This is a genomic window from Algoriphagus sp. Y33, from assembly GCF_014838715.1.
In the GTDB taxonomy this organism is placed as follows: Bacteria; Bacteroidota; Bacteroidia; order Cytophagales; family Cyclobacteriaceae; genus Algoriphagus.
In genome coordinates, this window is the sequence record NZ_CP061947.1 from 117,763 (window position 1) to 137,476 (window position 19,714).

General features: G+C 42.6%; 11 protein-coding genes. 3 read left to right on the forward strand and 8 right to left on the reverse strand.

The window, feature by feature from the left end; translation table 11 throughout:
• The first annotated feature begins 3 nt into the window (after positions 1–3).
• A complete protein-coding gene (locus ID165_RS00505) occupies positions 4–1,557 on the forward strand; it encodes a RagB/SusD family nutrient uptake outer membrane protein (RefSeq protein ID WP_192348464.1) in 1,554 nt (517 codons plus the stop codon).
• Between the two features lie 74 nt (positions 1,558–1,631).
• Positions 1,632–3,479 (forward strand): alkaline phosphatase, encoded by a 1,848-nt coding sequence (locus tag ID165_RS00510; RefSeq protein WP_192348465.1) that lies wholly within the window; start codon positions 1,632–1,634, stop codon positions 3,477–3,479.
• Between the two features lie 556 nt (positions 3,480–4,035).
• Here ID165_RS00510 and ID165_RS00515 read toward each other — a convergent pair.
• The 6 genes from ID165_RS00515 to ID165_RS00540 all read right to left on the reverse strand — a co-directional run bounded on the left by ID165_RS00515 (position 4,036) and on the right by ID165_RS00540 (position 15,217).
• Positions 4,036–4,314: a hypothetical protein gene (locus ID165_RS00515; RefSeq protein ID WP_192348466.1), complete on the reverse strand. Its 279-nt coding sequence runs from the start codon at positions 4,312–4,314 to the stop codon at positions 4,036–4,038.
• Between the two features lie 309 nt (positions 4,315–4,623).
• The gene (locus ID165_RS00520) at positions 4,624–5,868 is read right to left on the reverse strand and encodes a sodium:proton antiporter (protein WP_192348467.1); all 1,245 of its coding nucleotides are present in this window, start codon (positions 5,866–5,868) and stop codon (positions 4,624–4,626) included.
• Positions 5,869–6,683: 815 nt separating this feature from the next.
• Positions 6,684–8,303, reverse strand: coding sequence for a glucoamylase family protein (locus ID165_RS00525; protein WP_225586918.1), 1,620 nt, complete (start codon positions 8,301–8,303; stop codon positions 6,684–6,686).
• Positions 8,304–8,470: 167 nt separating this feature from the next.
• Complete coding sequence (locus ID165_RS00530) at positions 8,471–9,955, reverse strand: RagB/SusD family nutrient uptake outer membrane protein (protein WP_192348468.1); 1,485 nt, start codon at positions 9,953–9,955, stop codon at positions 8,471–8,473.
• A gap of 105 nt (positions 9,956–10,060) precedes the next feature.
• Positions 10,061–13,075, reverse strand: a complete 3,015-nt coding sequence (locus ID165_RS00535; RefSeq protein WP_192348469.1) for a TonB-dependent receptor — start codon at positions 13,073–13,075, stop codon at positions 10,061–10,063.
• Positions 13,076–13,339: 264 nt separating this feature from the next.
• Positions 13,340–15,217, reverse strand: coding sequence for a 7TM diverse intracellular signaling domain-containing protein (locus ID165_RS00540; RefSeq protein ID WP_192348470.1), 1,878 nt, complete (start codon positions 15,215–15,217; stop codon positions 13,340–13,342).
• Positions 15,218–15,454: 237 nt separating this feature from the next.
• On the opposite strand from ID165_RS00540, the gene ID165_RS00545 reads away from it, so the two are divergent.
• Positions 15,455–17,614, forward strand: a complete 2,160-nt coding sequence (locus ID165_RS00545; protein WP_192348471.1) for a S9 family peptidase — start codon at positions 15,455–15,457, stop codon at positions 17,612–17,614.
• Positions 17,615–17,814: 200 nt separating this feature from the next.
• Here ID165_RS00545 and ID165_RS00550 read toward each other — a convergent pair whose 3' ends face one another.
• Together ID165_RS00550 and ID165_RS00555 are read right to left on the reverse strand one after the other, a co-directional pair.
• Positions 17,815–18,207 (reverse strand): DUF1801 domain-containing protein, encoded by a 393-nt coding sequence (locus ID165_RS00550; protein WP_192348472.1) that lies wholly within the window; start codon positions 18,205–18,207, stop codon positions 17,815–17,817.
• Positions 18,208–18,370: 163 nt separating this feature from the next.
• Positions 18,371–19,153 carry a glycerophosphodiester phosphodiesterase family protein gene (locus ID165_RS00555; RefSeq protein WP_192348473.1) on the reverse strand — a complete coding sequence of 261 codons (783 nt, stop codon included), beginning with the start codon at positions 19,151–19,153 and terminating at the stop codon, positions 18,371–18,373.
• Between the last annotated feature and the right edge of the window lie 561 nt (positions 19,154–19,714).

A 19,714-nucleotide genomic window follows, 5' to 3' on the forward strand; every position in this document is an offset into this window, starting at 1 on the left:
ATCATGAAATTAAGAATATATACATTAATAATGGCCCTTCTGGTGATGGGGTCATGCAGTGATGATTTCACTGACCTTACACCTTTGGGAAATGTAACCACGGGCAATTTCTGGCAAACTGAAGAAGATGCCATTACCGCTTCAAACGGACTCTACCAACACTGGGATGATGATGACTTGTTTGGAAGGGGAATTATGTACCTGATCGCAGCATGTGATGATTTTCATCAGGGAAGAAATGATGCAGCTGCTGCGGCCATCAGGAATTTTCAGGCAACGGGGCAAGAGGGAAGGATAGCCAACATTTATCCTAAAATGTACACAGTCATCCAGCGTGCCAATACAATTCTCCGGTATGTTCCCGAGATGAACATCGATGCCTCAGTGAAAAACAGAGTGCTGGGAGAAGCATACTTTGCCAGGGCACATGCTTATTTTTGGTTGGCGCCAAGATTCGGTGACCATAGAGCAGGAATTCCCATCGTGACGGTTGAGAACATGGATGAAACCAACTTTACAAGGCCGTCTCATGTAATCGAAAATTATACCTTAATGGAGCAGGATTTGAAACAGGCAGCGGAGTTATTGCCATATCTCACAGAATATGCTTCTTCTGATCTTGGCAGGGCGCACAAGGATGCCGCCCATGCTTATCTGGCCAAAACCTATTTGCTATGGGCTCAATATGACGAAAGCAAATGGGCAGATGTGGTGACCTATTCAGATTTGGTTATAAATTCTCCTTCGGGAAGATCCCTGATTAATACAGGTAACCCTGCTGAGGATTTTGCCTCGGTTTTCTATGTAGAGAATAATTTTTCTTCAGAGTATATATTTTCAACAGTCTCAAGCAATGAGCGGGGACAGATTCTTCCAGGAGTAATGCTTGAAAACACAGGATGGGGACTGTATAATGGTTGGGGTACATTTTCTCCTACCTTAGAGTTGTATAATGCGTTTGAAGATGGGGATCAACGAAAGAAAGCGACTCTTTTGGAGTTTGGAGATACATTTGAGTTTTTGGGCAATGCCAGAAGGTATTATTCAGGTAACTCATGGACGGGTATTCAGGTAAATAAATACATGCAACCCTATAGAACTCCTGAGTCAGTACATCTAAATCCCAATGGAAACTATCCCACCACTAATCTGAATATCCCTCTGATCAGGTTTGCTGAAGTTCTTTTGATGAAATCTGAAGCACTAATCATGATGGGACAGAATGGTGATGCACCTCTAAACCTGGTACGCCAAAGGGCAGGATTGACCCCTATATCAGGAGCTACCCTTGCAGATCTTAAGCAGGAAAGAAGGGTAGAACTTGCTGCTGAATATGCTGACAGGCATCTGGATTTGGTGAGATGGGGCGACGCACAGGCGGCTTATGCCAAGCCGGCAACGGGAAGAAATCATGCGGAGAAAACCAATCCGGATTCAGGATTTGAAGTATATGAAACCTGGCCTGCCAGAAATTTCAATCCCGCTATTCATCACGTTTGGCCGATTCCTCCGAATACAATTGCTATTTCCGGGATTTCACAAAATGAAGGGTGGTAAGAAACTTCCATCTTAAGAACCACTAAATAAAATGACCGGGGAACTATCCCCGGTCAATCTTTAGCTACTTATCTATGTATTCGAATGCCTTTTCATGGAAGCCTTTGCTTCTGCTCAGTTTATCCTGTTTAGTTTCAGTTTTTGCCTTTGGCCAGCAGTCAAAAATCCACAGCCACAATGACTATCTCAGAAAGGTGCCCTTTTGGGAAGCTTATGCCAATGGCTGTGCCTCCATAGAAGTAGATGTACTGCTGGTTTCAGAGAAACTTTTTGTGGCACATGAACAGGAAAGTATTCATCAAGCCAGAACCATTGAAAATCTTTATCTCCAACCGATCCGGCAAGGTTTGCAAACAGGCTTGATTGCGAAGCCTTTGTCATTTTTCCTAACTGTAGATATCAAATCTGAGCCATATGAGACACTGAAGCAGTTAATGAAAAGTGTGATGCCTTACCAAGATATAATGTATAGCGCACAGCATGAAAATGGGTTGAAACTTGTTGTTTCGGGCAACAGGCCACTTCCGCAGGAGTATGGTGATTTTCCTGAATACATCTTTTTTGACCATCAGGAGTTAACTGATCTGGAGACAATTCCGTTGGACAAAGTCGCTATGGTCAGTCTGCCCTTTGACCGCTATTCCCAATGGGGAGGCAAAGGAAGAATGGTGGAAGAAGAACTTAATGCTGTCAAGCAAGCCGTCGAGAAGGTACATCAGGCAGGAAAGCCGATTCGCTTTTGGGCTAATCCGGATTCTAAATCATCTTGGAAAGCACTCTATGATATAGGAGTGGATTTCATCAATTCAGATAAACCTTTTGAAATAAACAGTTACCTGACAAGCTTGGATCAACGATATGTTGGAAGCTCCATCAGAAGCGAGATTTTGGAATTGAACTTCGAAAACGATGAAGTGCTGAGGCAGGTAGACAATGTTATCCTAATGATAGGTGACGGGAACGGCTTGGCCCATATTTCCGCAGGCATGTATGCCAATGGAAATGCACTGAACATGACCAGCCTCAAGAATGTGGGGTTGGCAAAAACTCAGTCTGCTGATGATTTTACAACGGATTCGGCTGCCGGAGGAACGGCATTGGCCACAGGCAACAAGGCAAACAACAGGGGCGTAGGTTTGGATAGCTTGGAGAACAAAGTAGAAAGCCTGGTGCATATCTTGTCAGAAATGGGCTTTGGAACCGGTATTATCAGTACTGATCATATCACCGGTGCTACTCCTGCCACTTTTTATGCACATCAGAAAGATAGGGATATGATTGGGCAGATTACTCAGGATTTATATGGAAGTAGCTTGAATCTATTTATAGGAGCAGGAAAAAATGATTTCCTCAGATATCAAAATCATGCCTTGGATAGTCTTATGGCCAATGGATTTAGCCTGATGGGAAGTCTGGATCAAGTGGCGGGCTCTACAGAGGGGAAAGTTGGATATTTTGCTTCAAACCACGGTCTGCCAAGTATTGAAAAAGGGAGAACGGGATTTTTAAAACACAGTACTGAGGCTGCAATCAGCTATTTGGAAAACAAGGGGACTCCGTTTTTCCTAATGGTGGAAAATGGCCATATCGATGTAGGAGGGCATATCAATGATGCCAGAACTGTGGTGGAGGAAGTCATTGACTTCGATCAGGCAGTGGCTGCAGCATTGAAATTTGCCTCCGAAAATCCCAATACGCTTGTAGTCATCACAGCCGATCATGAGACGGGCGGTGTGACCATACCACAGGGCAGTCTTGCCAATGGGGAGGTTGAGCTGGAATTTTCTACGGAGGACCACACCGGAATTATGGTTCCTGTCTTCGCTTTTGGTCCCCATTCCAAATCCTTCTCGGGTGTTTATGAAAACACGGAAGTGTTTGAGAAAATCATGACGGCTCTTATGATGTATCATTCGAAATAGGAGAAAGTTGAGATTAGGGCAAAATATCCGGCAAAAATCTGATTTTAACCCTGAGTTGGAATTAGTGTTCGCAGTAGCATGCCCCTTTCCTTTTTCGGAGAGTACTAAAATTGCAAATCAGCCTGTTTGGAGAATGAGTCCGCGGCTGATATGGTTCAAACGAAAACTGGAACGAAGTTTCTGATTTTAAAGTGACTTTAGGAAGTAATTATTTTTGTGCCGTGGTGCGGAAATGCCAGTTCATACTACTGGTTTATCTTTATCCTAAAATCCGGGAAGGCTGTCTCATCAGGGGGGGGCAGCTTTTTTATCCGGATATGCCAAGAGTTAGATAAAATGTGTTTGGATTATGCTTTCAGAGATCACAGCTTGTTCTATACCGAAGAGGCAGGGATAGCTTGTCCCAAACGGTTGATAATCATCCTGGTTTAAACAGCAGTAGGCGAAGATAGGTACGATGTGTACTGAAGATGCTTTGCAGAATATTCAGGTTCCTTTAATTATTCTAAAGGTTACCCATATGCTGAGGGGAAAAAGGCTCCTTCCTGATAATCACCTAGTTAACTATATCTTTGCCTTTAAAATTTAAGCACTCAAATTGAAAGGCTAAAGCATAGCTTGCGTGATTTCTAACGATAGACCTGATAACCTTTTCGATATGATGAAATTCCAATTTAGAACGTTCCAAGAACTTGATGTATACTGTACTTAATGGCTTTTCCTCAAGCTTTTCTCTGTACAGGTTTATTTTGTACACAGGATTGGATTTCTTTAAGTGAAGGTTAAGTTCGTGTTCACTGATAAAATAATAGTTGGGATGGGTCAGAGTCTTCATAGTCAGTGGTAGTTGGTTCTCTTTTTCTAAAGTAGGAAAAATCCATTGATAATAAAACTGATTATCAATGGTTTATAGGAATATGTGTGTATCCGGATAAATGCACGCACTGGAATTATGTCCGGGTCTTTACTGAAAAAAATCCCTCCCAAAATACTTCAGGACAGGCTCTGGTCTTCCGCTGGGGAGGGGGGAGTTGCCAAATTTGAACTTCCTGCATTAATTTAATGCGCATAAGTGCAGATAAGCGTACGTACACACGTAAGAATACTACTTAACGAGTAAATAACTGTGTAGCGTAAAAATTCTTTAAATACTACTTCCGGTCGCCTTGCTTTTGCTGAGATATCTTAGTGCGGGCGAGGCGGTGAAGCCATGAATCAGGATTGATAATGCTATGGAGAATGTTACGATTGACCATAGTGTGTCTTCAGATTCAAAGGCTATTTCATTGAGAGCGAAAGAAAGATAAAACAGTGATCCCATTCCACGAATACCAAAAAAGCTGATTAATAATTTTTCTTTATGATGAAGATTGACTCCCAATAAGCTGATATAGGCTAAAAGCGGGCGTACAAGGAGCAAAAACATCAGAGAAAACAACACCATTTTCCAGTTCAGAGAGCTAAGGATCCCCTGCACGATAGATCCTCCAAGCAATAGCAAAAGTACAGCGACAAACATTTTTTCTACCTGCTCTGTAAAAGAATGCATTGACTTGTGGTACTTATGTTCCTTTTCATAATGTCTGAGGGTAATTGCACTTACAAAGACCGCAATAAAACCATATCCGTGAAGTAATTCGGTAATGCCGTAAGCTGCCAAAGTCAAAGAAATAGCCAAAAAACCGTCTAATCTTTCCAGCATTTTATATTTTTTGGAAAAATCAAAAACAAAGTATCCTGTTGCTTTGCCCAAAATGTATCCAAGCACAATTCCTGCAATGATCTGGTACAGCAAATGGTAGGAAAACCAGTATAAGATTGACGTTTTCTCTCCCATGCTTATACTTGCAACCGTAACAGCAAGCCAGGTAAATGGAAAAGCCATCCCATCATTAATGCCTGCTTCTGTTGTCAGGATGAATTTAGAAAAAGGCTTATCCTGTTCATTTGGAGGTCCTACCTGCACATCTGAAGCCAAAACAGGATCAGTGGGAGCCAAAACGGCACCAAGTAAAATTGCTGCTGCCAAATTTAAATCCAGCATGTAATATCCAAGAGCTGCGGCGGCTACAATACATAGTAGCATGGCAATGAAAACCAATCTCAAGGAAGAAGTCCATTTTCGGATAGAGAAAGGTATATCGATTTTGATTCCTGCTCCCATTAATGAAATAATTACAATTAGTTCAGTGAGATGCAGGATGGATGAGTCATTGTTTTTAGGAAGCGGGCTTGGTAAATGTTCAGAAAAAAAAGTGTAAAGCAGAAACCCTCCAATCAGATAAAAAATAGCATAGGAAATCCCCAGTTTTCTCGATAAAAGCAAAATCCAAGGCATAGCAAAAGTTGACATACCTATTATCATCAGAGAAAACATAAATTTATCCATTGCTCATTTACAATTAGTAGGGTTGTTAAGCCAAATTCATTCCTAGCTGATTTTTATGTCCTGTTTTCTTTCATGAATTGATTTCAATCTGTTTTGAGATGACTTCATTTTGCTAATGGAGAGTTTTTATTGAATGATTTTAGTCTGGAACCCTCAATTATTAAAATTCCGGATGCTCAGATGTATACAGGAAGCGTTTGAAAGCAATAAAACTTAATTCTGATTGACATTTATTTCAGGGAAATTGCGTTTAAAATTTATTTTTCCGCCGATTCTCTGGACAGCTTCTTTGGGGTTTACCTGAAACCAAAATCCATCATTTTCTATAGCTATCTCAGAAATTCAGGCTTTTAAATCCCGAAGAGCTTGCCTGCCATGGCGGGAATAATAAGGTTATAGCTTAAAACGTCTTTATTTTGTTTAGCAACTCATGGCCGATAGAAATGAGACCGTCTAATAAATTAAATCAGGATTTTGCCTTAGGTTTTGTTAAGAGACCATTAATTGCAATAAAATCTGGCTGTTTGGAGACTGAGTCCGCTGCGGCGGATATGGTGAAGTCGAAAATTGCAACGCAGTGGCTGATTTTGAAGCAATTATTGGTCGCAATAACTTGCCCGCCGTGGCGTAGAAATGCTAATGCATATTTCGGGTTAAAAAGGTTTTTTTAAACTTCTAAAAGAAATCCCCATAGGGAAACAATTTGTGCCAGATATTCCTACCGGTGGATCTTCAGCGCATTGCAGTGGGAAGATTCTGGCTCAATTTGTTGAGGGAACTCAACGGATTGAGCATATTTCGGGGTAAACAACTGACTATTTTTCTTTCAATTCCGGACTTTCAAACCCAAGCTTTTTTAATCCTCGCTGAATTTCCGGTGCTCCCATAAATAGTTTCCATCCAAGTCCAGTCCTGTGATTTTCTATCATGGTGACCATTGGTCCTTGGTCTATTGCAAGGTAGCGATTAGGGTAGAAGTCATGCTCAGGACTTATCGCATCGTAGAATCCATATCTTCCCAATACTTTTTCTCCATAATTGTAATAGAGATTTTTGATCACTTTCATGGATTTCTCAGGAGTGTAGGGAATGGAAGAAATGGCGGCCGTAGGTGATATCACACCGGTGTCATTTCCGGGAAAATGTGCATTGTAGAAATTAATGGAATAAGAGGCAGTAAGTCCCCACAAATCCTCTCCATATCCTGCAAACCCACCTGAGTTCTCTATGCACCAAGCCCGGTTGATCAATGTATGATTGGTGTTTTCCTTTTGATAATCCGCATATTGATCCTTAAGCCCCATCGGATTCAAACCGAGATATGAGTAATGTGCCCAGAAAAGCGGTCCTCCCATTTTTTCAGCACCGTTGTGTTTGAGTTGTAGTTCGTAGCCGAAGGCTTCATTTTTGGCTTTGATCGCACCGCCTCTTGCCCAGCCTTTATGGTATGCAGCAGGATCTATCGTGTGGGTAGGAGAGGCTGCTGCCAGCACATACGTAATGAGGCATTCATTGTATCCTTCCAGAGGAAAATTCATGTCCCAAGCATACTCGGGAGACCAGTGCCAATAGAGTACATCCTGACCGCCCCTGGTGTACCAAGTCCAGTCCATTTCTTTCCATAGCTGATCAATTCTGGCGGCAACTGCCTTTTGGCGGTCATCACCATCCTTGAAGTATTCCCGCACTGCGATCAGACTCTGCATTAGAAAGGCGGACTCTACCAAGTCGCCGCCATTGTCTTTTTGTCCAAAAGGCTGAACTTTGCCGGTTTGACCATCTAACCAGTGTGGCCATACTCCCTTGAATCGGTCGGCTTTTTCCAGAAAACCGACGATTTTTTCAAAGCGCTCAACTCCCTGTTCCTTGGTGATCCATTTTCTTTCCATCCCGGCAATAAGTCCAAAAATACCCATTCCGGATCCTCCGGTAGTCACAATATGGGCATCATTCTGAGGATATTCACCGTCCATATGAATTCGCTCCGGCGCCATTCCCGAATTGGGTTCTGCGCCATCCCAGAAATAACGAAAAGTGTAAAACCCGACCATATCCAAAAGCTCCTCATCCGTCATTTTATGAGTCTCGGTGGCTGCTCTTCCGACTATGGTAGAATCCTCTCCCGAATAGGCTCTGATCTCATAATCCAGGTCAAGTTCCATACCCAGATCATTTACAAAGTCCAGATAAAGGGTGTCCTGTACCATCGCACGTCTGGTGTAGGTCTTGTCATCCATACTTACCCACACCCCATAGGACTCTGCTTCGGGGGCTTGGTTCCAAGCCAGCTCCACATGAATATCGTAGGGAGTGGCTTTGATGGTATTTTCTTGTTCCGCTTCATTGGAGCATGCAAAAGAAAGTATGGAGACAACTGATGCTGAGAGTAAAGGATAGGATTTCATGTGTTTATAATTGTTTTCTATTGGCCACATGGAATCTCGCACGGTTTATAATCATCCCACTGTGTGTCGTCTTCGACATGCTCGATTTCATGGCTTTAGAAAAAGAATGGTAATTAACTTAATGATCGCTTATCTGAACGTACTATTCAAAATAAGTGAAAATCCTGCCCGCTACATGCAGGCAGGATTTGATCGGCTTAATAGCCTGGGTTTTGGGTGATAGAACCTCCGCTTATATCTATTTCTGACTGGGGAATCGGATAAACTTCATGCTTACCGGGAGTCCAGGTAATGCCCAAAGCTGCAAATACTTCTTGCGCTTGTTCTTGTCTTACCAAATCAAAATACCGGTGCTGCTCCATGGCCAGTTCAACTCTTCGCTCATGCCAAATTGCTGCTCTCAAACTGGCTTGATCCGTAATAGTCAAGTCCGGTAACACACTATCATCACCTTGACGTGCGCGCTCACGAACCAAATTCACATACTCCAGTGCTTGGCTTGGATTTCCAATCTCATTGGCAGCTTCCGCTGCAATCAACAGCAGGTCGGCATATCTGAACAAGCGGATATTTGCACCACTGTTTCCAAATCCGGACGGTGGTCTCTCCGGTAGCCATGCTTTTCTGCTGAAACGTGCATTTTCACCCATATTGGGATCACCGGCCACCACTTCACCTGAGGGCAAGGTGTCTCCGTCATTGATGATAGTAGCCATTAATCGTGGATCATTCTGCTCATATGCTGCCATCAGATCATCTGAGGGGCTATTGAATCCCCAACCGTTGTTTGGATCTCCGCGTATCCCCTGTACTTCATTGAATTGAGAGCCTCCTCCGCCTGCTTCCAAGGCTACAGTGGATACTTCAAATATACTCTCTGAGGAATGCTCCCCTTCTCTTCGGAATATTCCTTCGTAATCAGGATAAAGGTCATATTCACCACTGGAAATCACTTCTTGCGCCAAATCAAACGCTTCTTGATAGTCATTTTGGAAGAGATGGGCTTTTGCCAAAAATGACTTGGCAGCACCGGTTGTTGCTCTTCCGAGTTCTGAAGCCGGATATTCGGATTTCTCCGGAAGATTAGCGGCAGCAAAGCTTAGATCTTCTTCAATAAACTCATAAATCTGCTCTTTGGAAACCCTAGACTGGGTGTATTCATCAGGATTTAGCGGGCGGTCAATCAGTGGAAGATCGCCATAAGTTCTCACCAAGAAGAAATAAAAATACGCTCTCAGGAATCTTGCTTCGCCGATAAGTCTGGTTTTCAATTCCTCGTCCATGTCAATTTCAGGCACATTTACTATCACCTGGTTAGTACGGAAAATTCCCTGAAAATATCCTGACCAGATTCCGTTTACAGCTGAGTTGTTTGCATCAAAGGTGAAATCGTTGATGTCCTGAAGAAATCCTGCATCTCCGGGGACTGATCCCTTATCGGCATCATCAGATGCAATATCAGTAATCCCTATATAGGAAAATACATGTACGTTAAAACTTCTGAGGTGCGCGTAAATGGCATTCACTGCCTGTGTTGCCTGCAGTTCATCTTGGAAGAAGTTTTCGGAAGTAAGCTCAGCTTTTGGAGCCTTGTCCAAGTAATCCTCACAGGACATCAGACCTACACTCATCAGAATGCCAAGTGCGACTGCTGCTATTTTATAGTTTATCTTATTTTTCATGTGTTTATAATTTGTTTTTTAAGGCCACATGGAATCTCGCACGGCCAATAATCATCACACTGTGTGCCGCTTGGGTCATACTCGATTTCATGGTTTTCATTGGGTTTAGAAACTAGCTGAAACGCCTACATTGAAGGTTCTTGCCAATGGGTAAAGACCACTGTCATATCCGGTTCCGATCACTGTTCCACCGCCGATTTCAGGCGTATATCCGGAGTATTTTGTCCAGGTAAACACATTTGTTCCGGAAAGGTAAACTCTGAAGTTTTGGACCTTGATTTTGCTTAACGTTACTTCCGGGAAGCTGTACCCTACTTGGATATTTCTCAAGCGAAGAAAAGATCCGTCTTCTATAAATCTGTCAGATACTTCATAGTTATGACCACCATTAGTCACTCTTGGCTCAGTGGCGCTGGTGCTTTCACCTGTCCATCTGTCCAAGAAACTGGTTTCGAAGTTATACGTGTTAAAACGGGTTTGTTTTTTGGCATTATAGATCTCATTTCCATAAGTTCCGTTAAAGTCCGCACGTAGATCAAAACCTTTGTAATCAAACCCAAAGTTGAACCCGAAGATCAAGTCAGGAATAGGACTTCCCAATATCACGCGGTCATTATTGTTCACAATTCCATCTCCATTGGTATCTTGGAATATCAAATCACCGGCTACTTCCGGGCCCCGCTTAGGAATAGAAGACAATTCTGCTTCATTTTGGAAGACACCCACGGTTTTGTACCCATAGTAATGTCCGATGGATTGTCCTACTGTCGTTCTGGATCCTAGATATCCGCTAATACCCACTGCTCCTCCGAAAATGGCTTCATTACCGTCTCCGATATCTAATACCTCATTATTTACACTAGAGGCTACAATTCCGAAGTTATAGGAAAAGTCACCTTTATGATCTCTCCAGTTCAAAGTCAAATCAATACCGTGATTTTTGACACTTGCTGCGTTGACAATAGGATTGTTGGCAGATCCTACATAGGATGGAATCGGTACACCAACTAAAATATCATTGGTCCTTCGCTGGTAATAATCGAGTTCACCTGTCAGTTTCTCGTTAAAAAAGCCAAACTCAACTCCTATATTGGAAGTAACGGTTTCTTCCCATTGAATAAATGGATTGGCTAGTCTAGTCAATGTAGCTCCATAAATCAACTCTTCATTTTCACCAAAAACAGCATTTTCGTTACCCGTTACCACTGGACGACCTTCGTAATAATCAATTTTGTCGTTACCGATTTTTCCCCAACTCCCCCGTATCTTCAGGTTGGAAAGGAAAGATTGATTATGAAGAAAAGCTTCTTCGATAATATTATACCCGAGCGCAAGAGAAGGGAAATTGCCATATCTCCTTTCTCTACCAAACCTACTTGATCCATCTCTTCTGAATGTTCCGGTGAATAGGAATTTGTTTTTGTAGGTGTAGTTTGCCCGGAAGAGGTAGGAAAGCATAGCCCAGTCTCCGGCAAAATTTTCGTTGGTTTGTGAAGTAAGCTCACCTGCATCCAGATACCAAAGTGATGGGTCTTCTCCCGGAAGGTTTCTTCTCATTCCGCCCAAGGTTTCGGTATAGAAATCCTGCGTAGTGATACCCCCCAATAAATTCAGCCTGTGATCTTCCCACTCTTTGGAATAATTCACTGTGTTTTCCCACAGAATATTTCTGTTTCTTAAGTTCTCTACATTGACAGAATTCTCTGGGGTTTGCTGAGTCGGTGATACAAAATAGACTGGTGTAAACGACTTGGAATCCTGAAAAGCCAGATCCAGACCTAAATTGCTTCGGAAGGTGAAGTTCTTTAGGAATTTTACATCCATAAAGAAGTTACCCACACCTCTGTAATTATTGGTCCGGTTGTTTGAGTTGTATTCGAACTGTGCGGCAGGATTCCCCACGGGGCTTGTGTCAGTAAAGCTGCCATCTGTCTGCGTTGGGCCAAAAATCGGATATGCCCGATAGGCATTACCGATTACACCCGGCTCATCTTGCTGATTGTAGTAGATAAATGAAAGATTATGACCGAAGGTGATCGCATCGCTGAACTTGTATTGATTATTCAGTCGGAAGGTCAGCCGCTCATATTCGGATTCTTTGACTACCCCCTGCTGGTTGAAGTAGTTTACGCTTAGGTTGAAATTTGTCTTGGCAGAACCTCCCGTTGCACCCAAATTCACATTATTGATGGGGGCATTTCTGAAAATGTAATCTTGCCAATCTGTACCTTCACCATAATCATTTACATTATAGAGAGGTTGGTTTCCTACATTCTGCTCCAATTCGTTGGCCAGCTGGGCAAATTCACGCGCGTTGACCAAGTTGATTTTGTTCGCTACTTGCTGTACACCTGTATAGGCATCCACTGTAATCTTGGTTTCTGCATCAAAGGAACCTTGTTTCGTAGTTACTATGATCACCCCATTTGCTCCCCGGGAACCATAAATAGCGGTAGCGGAAGCATCTTTCAGCACTTCCATTGACTCCACATCATTGGGATTGAGGAAATCGATCTCGTCGAGCAGCATTCCATCCACCACATATAGCGGTGAAGAATTGTTCAGTGTACCTACACCACGGATACGGACAGTGGATCCTGCTCCGGGAGCACCCGAGTTTTGGGTAATTTGCACGCCACTTACACGTCCCTGCAGGGATTGTGTCACGTCAGAGACCGGCAGTCTGCTGATATCTTCAGACTTTACACCTGAAATGGCGCCAGTCAGATCACTTTTTCGCTGAATACCGTATCCGACTACTACAAACTCTTCTAGATCACCCAAGTCTTCTTCCAGTGTGATATCAATAGTGGATCTTCCTCCAATAGGGACTTCCTGTGCTTGATATCCCACAAATGAGAATACTATTGTAGCATCTTCAGGCAGTTCCAAAGAATACTTCCCGTCCAAATCTGTGACGGTTCCCGTGGTGGTTCCTTTGATCACCACGTTCACTCCAGGGAGTGGCTGTCCGGAAGAATCGAGTACAGTTCCCTGAACAGGAACATTGGTTTGCCCAACCGAATCATGGACTATAAATAATGAGAATAGGAGAAGGGATAAAATCAAATACTTGCTGAAGTGCCAAGCATTTTCCTTCTCAGGTAGCAATTTTTCCATCGGGTTTACTGGATTTGGTTTTAGTTTACATAGCAAGGATGCATATCATCTTTGGCAACAAATGAAACTAACTAACCTAATAGCACCTAGGGATAAAATGCTGCGAAATCGATTGAAAAATCCCTTAAAAACCCCTGATGCTTCCTTTGTAATTCCTGCTTTAATTTCAATAAAAAATGCATTCTGATTAAGATGGAAGCCTTTTTACTTGATGCATTCACGCTTTAATATCAGGATGTGGTTTTGACTGGGTTTAGTGCAAAATCAGTTGAGTTCATGCGATCTCTCCAGTACAATATCTTCCCACTCAGGTTGATGGATATTTTTCATTTCAAGCTGTAATTTTACTTTAACCCGAAAGCTACTGATGGCATTTACCCGAAGCTCCAAAAGCTGGGAGAGTTCCTCAAGCGTGAGTTTATCATGCTCAGAGATGACGGTGTACGAAAGGTAAAATGCTTTCTCAATGGGTAGTCGGATTCCATGGAAAACCGTACCCGCAGTAGCAGATTCTATATGTCCGCAACGGGAACACCTACGGTGAAAAATCTTCGAGCTTTTAGAAAATTTGCCGTGCCCGCATGCCTTGCAGGAAAAGCCATTTTCCCATTTGACCTGCTCCAAGTATCTCAGACAAGCGCTGGAGTCAGGGAAGATTTTTTTGAAATCCGCATAACTCATTCGTTTGTTGGTGATTCTTGCCTGTAAGTTTTCTTTTATTTGGGATTTCAGCTTCCAGATGTCTTTATCCAAAATAGAATTAATACGCTTGATTTCCTCATCTTTTGCGAGAATCTGCCGGTTGTATTCCAGCAGCAGCTGGTTTTTCTTGGCTAGTTCCTCTGTTCTTTCCGCTACACGCTGTTCCAGTTCTCTGTTGACTTTTTCTTTCAGTTGGGCATTTGCCTCTGCTTGACGTAGAGATCTCAGCAAGGCACGGTCCCTGTTGTCTTTCAGTATCTTAACCCGATCTCCAAGAGCCAAGGTGAGCAGAAGCATCTCTACCAGGAAGGCAATATGTAGACTGTAGTATAAGACGGTGCTATGGGGGATAATGGCAGTATGTACCAGAGCTTTCAGTCCTACTCCCAAAAATAGGATTGCATAGGCTACGACAAACAGGCGCGCTACACTATAGCCTTTCACCCAGACATAAATGCTGGAAAAAAGAATGAGGAAAAATGGAATAATATCGTAAATCTGAATCTCCAAAAAAGCAGGCAGAAAAACTATTCCCACTATAAAAACCAATGTCTTGACGACCAGAATTAGCTGAAAGCAACGATGCATACTGGGGAATCTCCTCTTCAAATTGAGGAAGTGAGTGGAGAAAAGCAACGCAAACACCACAATCAAAAAGCTGGAAAGCCCTGAAATGGGTTGGTTCCACTCGGGATGATTGGGCCACAAATACTGAAATGCTATACCATCCACGCAAGCCGCAAAAATACCGACACTCAGGAGATAGAATACATAGTAGAGGTATTTGATTTCCTTGATGGCTAGATAAATCAGACCATTATATAGGGAAATAATAAGGATCATCCCATAGAAAATCCCATAAAGAAAATACTCGTTTAGGGCATAGTAGATGAAGCGATTATAAGACCTGAAGGCTATTCTAATGTCAGCTTTTTGGGAGGATTTAATCTTGAAATAATAGGTGTCAATCCCTGTATTTTCGTTTTGAACGGGGATTTGAAAATTCTTATGCGAGATTATTCTATCGCCAAACGGAGCTTTGTCTCCCAGCTTTATTTCTTTATAACCTGCCTCTGATGGAATATATGCCGTAATATGATCTATGGTCTGATCATAAAATTCCAAAAGCCAATTCTTATTGCTACGTGGGCTTTTTTGGATGGCTACCTTTACCCAATAGGTGTTTTTAGTAGAAAATTGATTTTTGGAGAAGTCAGAATTTATCTTGAGTTTTTCCGATGCTGATCCTGTTAGAATATCACTAAGCTCCAGTTCATTGCTTTCATCTTCGTAGAAAGTAAGCCGGTCTATCGCATAGATCCGTTCATCCAGTTGATCATTGATCTGGAAGGTGTAATCGGATGATTGAGCGTGGACTCCCCGGCCAAATGAAAAAAACAGTGCACAGATTATAAATACATTTCTAAAAATGTGATTCATATAATTTTGGGTTTATTCCTGCTAAGAACGTCAAAAATAAAGCCTGATCGGATCGATAAAAATCCTGAAGGGACTGTTGTAAATTAGAGTCAGTTTCCACTGAACCCTTTTTCAGTCGTATTGTCCTCATATAATGCTATCAGTCATGATTCATTTCTACACTACCTGTATTTTTGATAAGTTCATTTTCAGTAGCACCGGCATCAATAATACTAACCATTTAGTAATAATAACCCTATGAGAATAAAATTCACTTCATTTTTGTGCCTCCTACTGCTGTGCAGCAGTATTGTATCGGCGCAAGAGAAAAAACCGGTTCAATTGAGTGATATGGTCAAGATAGTGACTGTCACCAATCCTGAGATCACCAAGGATGGGAAGCGAGTGCTTTTTGTCAAGAACTTCCTAGAACCGAACAAGGGCGGTGAATACGATTACAGAAGTCAATTACTGATGATGGATATTCAAAATCCTGAATCGGTCAAAGTACTGAATAGTCCTTCATATGATCTGTCTAGCTATAGTTTGTCTCCTGATGGTACAAAACTGGCTTTCACCAGAGAATGGGAAGGTAAATCACAGATTTGGATTTTGCCGTTGGACGGAGGTGAGGCGCAGGTGATTACTTCAGAAAAAAATGGTGCTTCGGGGCCGGTATGGTCTCCTGATGGCAAGAAGATTTTGTACTCTTTCTCTGTTCCCATGTGGGCGATAGAGGGTGATCCTTCATGGGCCAATCCCCGTCCGGGTCGTAAATATGGGGACGAGCCCAACTATCAGGCAATGAAGGAAGGGCTTGCCAAAGACTCAATTAAGCAAAATATGGATGGAGATCTTAGTGAGCTTAGAGCTTGGCTAGCTAACAATGCCTCTAAAAATGATCCTAGAGTGATCGATAGATTGAGTTTTCTAGGCGAGCGGGGTTTGTCCACTGATATCAGTTTTAGGCATTTGGGGGTAATAGATTTATCCGATAAAAAGTCTGAGGCACTGACCTCAGGCTATCTGAGCTTTGGCTCAGCTGTTTGGTCACCTGATGGTACATTTATATTGGCAAGCAGTTTTGAGAGCGATCAGCATCCCGACGAGATAGAGGATTCCAATATTTATAAGATCAACCTTTCGGACAAGATTGTTTCATTGTTTCTGCAGAAAGAAAATCACCGTCTTTCCGGCCCTGAGTTTTCTCCTGACGGGAAGTTAATCATGATCTCAGGTCAGCTTACTGAGGACAGATCATTTAATCAAAGTCTGATCGGCGTAGTGAAGCCTGACGGCTCAGGCCTGACTTGGCTTACCGAAGAACTGGATCGTAGGGTAGGAGGAGCAAAATGGACGGATGACGGCAAGTCTATTTTCTTTTCCGGAGCAAATGAAGGAGGTATAACGCTTTATAAAGTGACGGTTTCTAATGGAAAAGTAAGCAAGGCGATTACTGGGCCGGTTGGAATTAACAGTTTTGACATACATGGAGATCAGTTAGTCTATGCCAAGACCCAAGTGTCAAATCCAAGCGAGCTTTATTTTTCTACTATTGAAGGAAAAAATGAGAAAGCACTGACAGATTTCAATTCATCTTGGCTGACTGATCGATGGGTTTCAGAGCCAGAGGCACATCATTTCGAGCAGGATGGGTTTGGGATAGATTATTGGGTAATGCCTCCTTTTGGGCTGAAAGAGGGAGTGAAATATCCTACTTTATTGGAAATGCACGGTGGGCCTACTGCAATGTGGGGGCCGGGTGAATCGAGCATGTGGCATGAGTTTCAGGTATTGGCGGGAAGAGGTTATGGAATAGTATATGCCAATCCCAGAGGAAGTGGTGGCTACGGTAAAGCCTTCCAAAAAGGGAATTACAGAGATTGGGGCGATGGGCCTGCCAAGGACGTCCTGGCTGCACTGGATAAAGCCGGGGAGGAATATGACTGGATCGATAAGGATCAATTGGTTCTCACGGGTGGTTCTTATGCTGGGTATCTTACCGCTTGGATAGTCGGTCATGACCACCGATTCAAGGCTGCATTGACACAAAGAGGAGTGTATGAGTTAACATTCTTTATGGGGGAAGGAAATGCGTGGAGGCTGGTGCCAAATTATTTTGGGTACCCGTGGGAAGAGGGAGTGAAAGAAATTCTTGAATATAATAGTCCTCAGACTTATGTGCAGAATATTGAAACTCCGCTGATGATATTCCATGGGGACAATGATCTCAGAACGGGAGTAAGGCAATCTGAGTTGCTGTACAAAAGTCTCAAAATCATGGGTAAGCCGGTGGAATATATCCGATACCCTAACGAAGGGCACGAACTTTCCCGATCAGGTGCTGTTCACAGGAGACTGGATAGAATTGGCAGAATCGTTGAGTTTTTCGAGCGCTACGTGACGCATCCGAATTAATAAATAGTATGATTAGGGAGTGATGCCGTTAGTCATAATTTTGCCTCTCTGGCTGATGTGAGGTAAAAGTAACTTAAAACTAAGGATGTATTGTCCTTTACTAAAATGCGGATATAAATACTTCGTCTTTATAGTAAATGACTAACCCCTCTGATTTTAATAATTGGAGGGGGTTGTCTTTGTTTTATTTCGGTGCCATTTCATCTCAATCGGTCAAGCCGGCCTTTCTTTTTGACTAAGTTTTTATAGTCCCATTGGATGTTTTTTGATTTCTCAAGCCATCGCTGTAATTTAATTTCGTCAATTTCACTTTTTGAGTTGTAAAAAATAGAAGCGTCTTTGAATTTTTGGCCCCGTATGTTCAGATCTTCTTCTTCAAAATCAGCTCCGCTCCAAAACATTAGCCGTATACCCGGTTTTTGCTTACTATACCCCGCTATCGGGTTTCCTTCCAAAAACCACACAGGGTGGCTGTGCCAGATCTTACTTTCAGCGTCGGTCAGAATTTCATTAATGGATAAGGCAAGCAAATCACATATTTCGCTGTTTTCCGGCTCTAAACGTTGGTTATATGCTTGGATTTCTTTATTCATTTTCCTGAGAAATTGCCGTGGCCAAATAGTGGGCTCAATTTTACAAAGCAAAATATAATTAAAGAATTGCTGCTCTACACCAAATCCGGGTTTTCGTGACTAGGAACCTACTAATGATCGGCGGAGATTTTCCCTGTAGTTTTATTGGAAGTTGCTGTATTTCTTACTGCCGTTCCTCAATAAGTTTTAGCAGCAATTCCGGTTCATCTGTAGTGACGAAATCCGGGTTTTGATCTAAAAGCCATCTCAAATCCTCTTCCTTATTTACTGTCCATGCGTTAACGGTCAATCCAAGAGCCTGAGCTTCCTTGATCCAATGAGGATTTTCCTTCAGCAAATTGATATTATAGTCAAATCCGAAAAAACCGGCTTCTTTCAGTTCTGCGGGAGTTTTGTTCCCTGTTAGATACGCCACATTCGCATTAGGAGCCAGTTCAATTACTTTTAGGCCACCCTCATAGCTGAAGGTGATGTAATCCACCCATTTCTCGGCTTTCATTTTTTTCACAGCCATCACTGACTTTTCTGCCACTTCCTGGCTTCGTTTCACAGAAATTTTGGATGGTTTTATCTCAAAAATCAACTTGGTTCCTTTCTGCTTTTTGCCTGCTTTCAGGTATTCCTCTACTGTGGAGATTTTCTCTCCGTTTTCATGATTTTTGGAAAGAAGTTCCTCATAAGTGGAAGTTTCAATTTCCATTCCTTCGAAATCCGCATCATGATTCACAACCAAAACCCCATCAGAAGTCATCCAAACATCGAACTCAGAACCTTCACAGCCTAATTTCACGGCTTCTTTGAGTGATGCAATGGAATTCTGGGGATGGGACTGGGCTTTCCACGCGCCGCGGTGGGCGATTACTTTATTCTTGTGAAAGGATTTCTGGGCAAATGAGACAGAACTAGCTATAAAAATGGCGAGAATGGTGAAAAGGGTGAATCGCATGGGAATGGGTTTTTAATAAAGACTAGTTTTCAAAAGTAAAAAATCAGGGAATAGGAACTGTCCCGTCTGTCAGAATTCACGGAAACTTAATGAAGGAGTAAGATGCAGGGAAATCGCCTTTAAAATTCGCAATTGGTAAGTAATCTTCAAGGATTTGCAAGGTATAAGCGATTTTCCCTGCTAGACAACCCCCAGATAGACAGAATCCGATAGATCCCGTTTTTTTGTCCAGGGATTTTCCTGGCTGAAGGCAATCCAGGCATGCCTACGGCATTGCTTCGTTTTTACGGGCATTTTGTATGGTATGAAGGTAGTTCACAGTACTTACCTGGCTTCCCGTCTTTACCTTCTATACTAGACAATCTGACTTTAAGCATCTTGGTTTAGTGTTTAGGGTGCGCTGGGCTGACGCAGCACGAGGGTGCGGCTGGTTTGTGTGGTGGAAGATTGCTGGCGTCTTGGGCTTTTGGTCCTTTTGGGCTAAACCAAAAGGGCTGAAGATAATGGCCTCAACGCTATCGATTCGGGTCAATAGGACTATTGGGGATTGCTAAAATATAT

Coding starts and splice junctions, on each gene's coding strand:
- ID165_RS00505 (WP_192348464.1), top strand. CDS start 4: ATGAAATTAAGAATATATACATTAATAATGGCCCTTCTGGTGATGGGG.
- ID165_RS00510 (WP_192348465.1), top strand. CDS start 1,632: ATGTATTCGAATGCCTTTTCATGGAAGCCTTTGCTTCTGCTCAGTTTA.
- ID165_RS00515 (WP_192348466.1), bottom strand. CDS start 4,314: ATGAAGACTCTGACCCATCCCAACTATTATTTTATCAGTGAACACGAA.
- ID165_RS00520 (WP_192348467.1), bottom strand. CDS start 5,868: ATGGATAAATTTATGTTTTCTCTGATGATAATAGGTATGTCAACTTTT.
- ID165_RS00525 (WP_225586918.1), bottom strand. CDS start 8,303: ATGTGGCCAATAGAAAACAATTATAAACACATGAAATCCTATCCTTTA.
- ID165_RS00530 (WP_192348468.1), bottom strand. CDS start 9,955: ATGAAAAATAAGATAAACTATAAAATAGCAGCAGTCGCACTTGGCATT.
- ID165_RS00535 (WP_192348469.1), bottom strand. CDS start 13,075: ATGGAAAAATTGCTACCTGAGAAGGAAAATGCTTGGCACTTCAGCAAG.
- ID165_RS00540 (WP_192348470.1), bottom strand. CDS start 15,217: ATGAATCACATTTTTAGAAATGTATTTATAATCTGTGCACTGTTTTTT.
- ID165_RS00545 (WP_192348471.1), top strand. CDS start 15,455: ATGAGAATAAAATTCACTTCATTTTTGTGCCTCCTACTGCTGTGCAGC.
- ID165_RS00550 (WP_192348472.1), bottom strand. CDS start 18,207: ATGAATAAAGAAATCCAAGCATATAACCAACGTTTAGAGCCGGAAAAC.
- ID165_RS00555 (WP_192348473.1), bottom strand. CDS start 19,153: ATGCGATTCACCCTTTTCACCATTCTCGCCATTTTTATAGCTAGTTCT.